The 6254-nt window shown below is 59.4% G+C and carries 5 protein-coding genes; 4 read left to right on the forward strand and 1 reads right to left on the reverse strand.

Annotated elements, in window-relative coordinates:
* Window positions 1-202: 202 nt before the first annotated feature.
* Window positions 203-1561 carry a glutathione-disulfide reductase gene (gorA, locus tag KGA96_RS29420; protein ID WP_223516054.1) on the forward strand — a complete coding sequence of 453 codons (1359 nt, stop codon included), beginning with the start codon at window positions 203-205 and terminating at the stop codon, window positions 1559-1561.
* On the opposite strand, the gene KGA96_RS29425 is transcribed toward gorA, so the two are convergent.
* Entirely contained in the window at window positions 1558-2568 is a 1011-nt protein-coding gene (locus tag KGA96_RS29425; protein ID WP_223516057.1) for a DNA-binding protein, read from the reverse strand. The genes gorA and KGA96_RS29425 overlap by 4 nt on opposite strands.
* A 178-nt stretch (window positions 2569-2746) precedes the next feature.
* On the opposite strand from KGA96_RS29425, the gene KGA96_RS29430 reads away from it, so the two are divergent.
* The 3 genes from KGA96_RS29430 (at window position 2747) to ahpF (ending at window position 6077) form a co-directional block, all read left to right on the forward strand.
* Window positions 2747-3685, forward strand: a complete 939-nt coding sequence (locus tag KGA96_RS29430; RefSeq protein ID WP_046043830.1) for a site-specific integrase — start codon at window positions 2747-2749, stop codon at window positions 3683-3685.
* Between the two features lie 138 nt (window positions 3686-3823).
* Complete coding sequence (ahpC, locus tag KGA96_RS29435) at window positions 3824-4387, forward strand: alkyl hydroperoxide reductase subunit C (RefSeq protein WP_007975937.1); 564 nt, start codon at window positions 3824-3826, stop codon at window positions 4385-4387.
* 127 nt (window positions 4388-4514) lie between these two features.
* On the forward strand, window positions 4515-6077 hold the full coding sequence (ahpF, locus tag KGA96_RS29440) for an alkyl hydroperoxide reductase subunit F (protein WP_046043828.1): 1563 nt from the start codon (window positions 4515-4517) through the stop codon (window positions 6075-6077).
* The last annotated feature ends 177 nt before the right edge of the window (window positions 6078-6254 follow it).

The following is a 6254-nucleotide window of genomic DNA, read 5'->3' on the forward strand; positions in this document are numbered from 1 at the left end:
ACTCGGGCTGGTCTCAATACTGGACACGATAACCCGGCTTAACCGCTTAACCTGAACCGCCGTATACGGAACCGTACGTACGGTGGTGTGAGAGGACGGCGGATGTAAATCCGCCTCCTACTCGATTCAGGCCCATATCGACTGCAGCGCTTGCCCAACAAATGTCTGCGGGTATGCTGGTCACCTGCCGAGGAGATTGAAAATGGCCTACGATTTTGACCTTTATGTGATTGGTGCCGGTTCCGGCGGTGTGCGGGCTGCGCGGTTTGCCGCCGGGTTCGGCGCGAAAGTGGCCGTGGCCGAGAGCCGCTACCTGGGCGGGACCTGTGTGAACGTCGGCTGCGTGCCGAAAAAATTGCTGGTCTACGGGGCGCATTTCGCCGAAGACTTCGAGCAGGCTTCGGGTTTTGGCTGGAGCCTGGATGAAGCGCAGTTCGACTGGCCGACATTGATCGCCAACAAGGACCGCGAGATCAATCGCCTCAATGGCATTTATCGCAACCTGCTGGTCAACAGTGGCGTGACCTTGCATGAGGGGCACGCGAAGATCGTCGATCCGCATCAGGTCGAGATCAATGGCGAGCGCTTTACCGCCAAAAATATCCTGATCGCTACCGGTGGCTGGCCGCAGATTCCGGAGATTCCGGGGCACGAGCATGCGATCAGTTCCAACCAGGCGTTCTTCCTCAAAGAGCTGCCCAGGCGTGTGCTGGTGGTGGGCGGTGGCTACATTGCGGTCGAGTTCGCCGGGATCTTCCACGGTTTGGGTGCCAAGACCACGCTGCTGTATCGCGGCGAGTTGTTCCTGCGCGGCTTCGACGGTTCCGTGCGCAAGCATTTGCAGGAAGAGTTGACCAAGCGCGGCATGGACCTGCAATTCAATGCGGACATCGAGCGCATCGAGAAGCAGGCCGATGGCAGCCTGAAAGTCACGCTCAAGGATGGTCGCCAACTGGAAGCCGATTGCGTGTTCTACGCTACGGGTCGTCGTCCGATGCTGGACAATCTGGGGCTGGAAAACACCGGGGTCAAACTCGACAGGAAAGGCTTTGTCGAGGTCGACGAGCTGTATCAAACCGCCGAGCCGTCGATCCTGGCGCTGGGCGATGTGATCGGGCGTGTTCAGCTGACACCGGTGGCCCTGGCTGAAGGCATGGCGGTTGCACGGCGCCTGTTCAAACCAGAGCAGTATCGTCCGGTGGATTACAAGATGATCCCGACGGCGGTGTTCAGCCTGCCGAACATCGGCACCGTCGGTTTGACCGAGGAGGAGGCTCGCGAAGCCGGCCACGAGGTGCAGATCTTCGAAAGCCGCTTCCGGCCGATGAAGCTGACCCTGACCGAATGCCAGGAGCGCACGCTGATGAAGTTGGTGGTGGACGCCAGGACCGACAAGGTCTTGGGTTGCCACATGGTCGGCCCGGAAGCTGGTGAAATCGTCCAGGGTCTGGCGATTGCCTTGAAGGCCGGCGCCACCAAGCGCGACTTCGACGAAACCATCGGGGTGCACCCGACGGCCGCCGAAGAGTTCGTCACCATGCGTACGCCGGTCGCCGGTTAAACGTCCTTCGCTGCGTCTGCCGCTGCCGCAAGGGTCGCGGCCAGACGCGCGCGTTCTTCCAGATCCGCCCGGGTCTTGGCTAGATCCATTTCCAGTGACCTGTTGAGCAGCGACTGCTCGTCGACGTTCTGTTTGAGTGCCTGGCTTTCCAGCAGGGCGACGCGCAGGCGTTCCTGGAGGAGGGTGCGTTCGCCGTCGACGCGGGTGGCCTGTTCCAGCAGCTGATCCTGGCGGGTATTGCTTTGCTTGAGCTGTTCTTGCAGCAGGCTCAGCTCGCGCAGGGTGCCGCGGTTTTCAGTCAGCAAGCGTTCGTTGTCGCGGTGCAGCTGGGTGATTTCATCCTGGCGTACCAGCGCGCTTTGTTGTGCCTGGCGCAGCTCCATCTGTAGCTGTTGCACCTGGCCTTCGTGGCGACTCATTTCCTGTTCGCGCTGTTCCTTGACCGCATTGCGGTAGTGCTCCAGCGCGTCGCGAGTGTGCAGGTGTTTTTCTTCAAGGGAGCGGATCTGCTCGTCCTTGTCCTTCAAACGCAGTTCGAAATCGGCCAGCGCCTGGTTCAACCCGGCGTTGCGGGTTTGCTCCGTTTGCAGCATGGCACGGGTTTCTTGCAGGGCCTCGGACTCCTGGGTCAGCGCCAGGCTTTGAAATTCATATTGCTGGTGCAGTTCGCTGTTGGCCTCTTGCGCTTCGCTGAGCTGGTTATCCAGCGCTTTGCGTTGGTCCTCGTACTGCGTGCGCGCCTGGTCGATGGGCTCCTGCGCCTGCTCCTTGAGTCGTTGCGCGAGCCGCGCCACCAGCGCCATCAGTTCGTCGTCGATCGGTTCTGTCGGTGCCTCGACAGGTTCGACCCTGTCGTCGAGTTCCTTGAGGTAGCGATGGATCGTGGTTTTCGAGCCGGTATTGCCCATCTCGATCCGTACGGCATCGATGCTGGGGTTTTCGCCGCGGGCGAGGATCGCCAACCGAGCGGCTTGAACCACCGCTTTATTTACACCGCCGCGTGCCATGAGATCTCCAGGGTTTTGATGATGTGGTACGTACCACGTAAATACACATTGTACCATTCAATTTATAAAGTTAAATACTGAACGTAACTAACACGGGATATACTGGTATTACCCCGTGTGATGCACCCAGTACCGGTTTTTGACCCGTCAAAGCGGTATGAATTCAAGAGTTGACCCCATGACCGAGCTGGATCGTTACCTGCAAGCGGCGACGCGCGACAACACCCGTCGCAGCTATCGCGCAGCCATCGAGCATTTCGAAGTCACGTGGGGCGGTTTTCTGCCGGCCACCGGCGACAGCGTGGCGCGCTACCTGGTGGCCCATGCCGGAGTGTTGTCGATCAACACGCTGAAACTGCGCTTGTCGGCATTGGCGCAGTGGCACAACAGCCAGGGGTTTGCCGATCCCACCAAGGCGCCAGTGGTGCGCAAGGTATTCAAGGGCATTCGCGCGTTGCACCCGGCCCAGGAAAAACAAGCCGAACCCTTGCAGCTTCAACATCTGGAGCAGGTGGTCAGTTGCCTGGAGCAAGAAGTGCAGACAGCCAGGGTCGCAGGCGACCGACCGGGTCTACTGCGGGCCAGGCGCGACATGGCCCTGATCCTGCTGGGCTTCTGGCGGGGCTTTCGCAGTGATGAGTTGTGCCGGCTCCAGGTGGAACACGTGCAGGCCAACGCCGGTTCCGGCATCAGTCTCTATCTGCCGCGCAGCAAGAGTGATCGCGACAACCTCGGCAAGACCTACCATACGCCGGCCTTGCAACGCTTGTGTCCGGTGCAGGCTTATATCGACTGGATTACCGAGGCAGCACTGGTGCGTGGGCCGGTGTTCCGTGGCATCGACCGCTGGGGGCATCTGGGCGAGGAGGGATTGCACGCCAACAGCGTGATTCCGTTATTGCGTCAGGCGTTGGCGCGGGCAGGTATTGCCGGCGAGCTTTATACCAGCCACTCCTTGCGTCGCGGTTTTGCCACCTGGGCGCATCAGAGTGGCTGGGACCTGAAGTCGCTGATGAGCTATGTGGGTTGGAAGGACATGAAGTCGGCCATGCGTTACATCGAGGCCAGTCCGTTCCTCGGCATGGCGCGCATCACGGAAAAGCCCGTGTCACCCTAGATACCGTTTTCTTCTATTAATACCGCTGGCTAATAGCGAAAGCCAATCAGCAGCATCAGGTTTGCCAATGAGCCAACCGTCCGTCGAGTGGGTAAAGTTCTCTCCATCAACTTATTAACCCCTGACGGAGAGTCAACGATGCCTATCATCAACAGCCAAGTTAAACCCTTCAAAGCTGACGCATTCAAAAATGGCGACTTCGTAAAAGTCTCGGACGCTGACCTCAAAGGCAAGTGGTCTGTGGTGTTCTTCTACCCGGCCGACTTTACCTTCGTCTGCCCGACTGAACTGGAAGACCTGGCCGACAACTACGACGCGTTCCAGAAGCTGGGCGTCGAGATCTACAGCGTTTCCACCGATACCCATTTCGCCCACGCTGCCTGGCACAACACTTCGCCAGCCATCGGCAAGATCCAGTACACCATGATCGGCGACCCGACCCACGCCATCTCCCGCAACTTCGACGTGCTGATCGAAGAAGCAGGCCTGGCTGACCGTGGCACCTTCGTGATCAACCCTGAAGGCCAGATCAAGATCGTTGAACTGAACGACGGTGGTGTAGGCCGTGACGCTTCCGAGTTGCTGCGCAAGATCAAGGCTGCCCAGTACGTCGCCGCTCACCCAGGCCAGGTTTGCCCGGCCAAGTGGAAAGAAGGCGAGGCCACTCTGGCACCGTCCCTGGACCTGGTCGGCAAGATCTAAGTCTGTGACGCGCTTCATCAGGGCGGACTTCCGCACCTTCTAAGCAAGCTGCACCGCCCAATAAAAACGCCCGGGCGAGATTCGCTCGGGCGTTTTTTTGTCTCAAGAATTCAAGGAAATCGCCCGTATGTTGGACACCAATCTTAAAGCCCAGTTGAAATCGTACCTGGAACGGGTCACCCAGCCGATCGAGATCGTTGCTTCCCTCGACGACGGTGCGAAATCCCAGGAAATGCTCGAACTGTTGAAAGACGTTGCCAGTCTTTCCACCCAGATTACTTTGCTCGACAACGGCGATGATGCACGCAAGCCGTCGTTCTCGATCAATCGCCCGGGCGCCGATATCAGCCTGCGTTTCGCCGGCATCCCGATGGGCCACGAATTCACGTCCTTGGTGCTGGCCTTGCTGCAAGTCGGCGGCCACCCGTCCAAAGCCAGTGTCGAAGTGATCGAACAGATCCGCTCGCTCAAGGGCGAGTTCAACTTCGAGACTTACTTCTCGCTGTCCTGCCAGAACTGCCCGGACGTGGTCCAGGCACTGAACCTGATGGCGGTACTGAACCCGAACATTCGCCACGTCGCCATTGACGGTGCATTGTTCCAGGCCGAAGTCGATGAGCGCCAGATCATGGCGGTCCCAAGCATCTACCTCAACGGTGTGAACTTCGGCCAGGGTCGGATGGGCCTGGAGGAAATCCTCGCCAAGATCGACACCAGCGGCATCGAACGCCAGGCCGAGAAGATTAGCGCCAAGGATGCCTTTGACGTGCTGGTGGTCGGCGGTGGCCCGGCCGGTGCTTCGGCGGCGATCTACGCGGCCCGTAAAGGCATCCGCACAGGTGTCGCGGCTGAGCGTTTTGGTGGGCAGGTGCTGGATACCATGGCCATCGAGAACTTTATCTCGGTGCAGGAAACCGAAGGGCCGAAGCTGGCCGTGGCCCTGGAGGAGCACGTCAAACAGTACGACGTGGATATCATGAATCTGCAACGCGCAGACAAATTGATCACTGGCAAAGAAGGTGAGTTGCACGTAGTCCACTTCGCCAGCGGCGCGAAGCTCAAGGCCAAGACCGTGATCCTCGCAACCGGCGCACGGTGGCGTGAAATGAACGTGCCGGGCGAGCAGCAATACCGCAACAAAGGCGTTGCGTACTGCCCGCACTGCGACGGTCCGCTGTTCAAGGGCAAGCGCGTGGCGGTGATTGGTGGTGGTAACTCCGGCGTCGAAGCGGCCATCGACCTGGCCGGTATCGTGTCCCATGTCACGCTGCTGGAGTTCGACGTGCAGTTGCGTGCCGATGCGGTGTTGCAGCGCAAGTTGCACAGCCTGCCGAACGTCACCGTGATCACCAGTGCGCAAACCACTGAAGTCACCGGCGACGGCCAGAAGGTCAACGGCCTGCGCTACAAGGATCGTCACAGCGATGAATTGCGCAGCGTGGAACTGGAAGGGATCTTTGTGCAGATCGGACTGCTGCCCAACACCGATTGGCTCAAAGGCACCATCGAGTTGTCGCCCCGTGGCGAGATCATCGTCGACGCTCGCGGTGAAACGTCGGTGCCGGGTGTGTTCGCCGCTGGCGACGTGACGACCGTGCCGTACAAGCAGATCGTGATTGCGGTGGGCGAGGGCGCTAAGGCTTCCCTGAGCGCTTTCGATCACTTGATCCGGACTTCCGCCCCGGCATAATCCCAGGCGCTGAAAACTCAAAACCCCATGAGTGATCATGGGGTTTTTTATTTGTGCGCCAGGCATGGCGCGTTGCGCGTAAGCGCAACCAGCTTGGCTGTGGTGGCCTCGCTGGTGACTTGGAGGTGAAAGTCCTCTACACACCCGGCAAGGGGAAGTGTTAGCCAGAGGCAAGGG

The organism is Pseudomonas sp. GL-R-26, from assembly GCF_019947365.1.
Taxonomy (GTDB): domain Bacteria; phylum Pseudomonadota; class Gammaproteobacteria; order Pseudomonadales; family Pseudomonadaceae; genus Aquipseudomonas.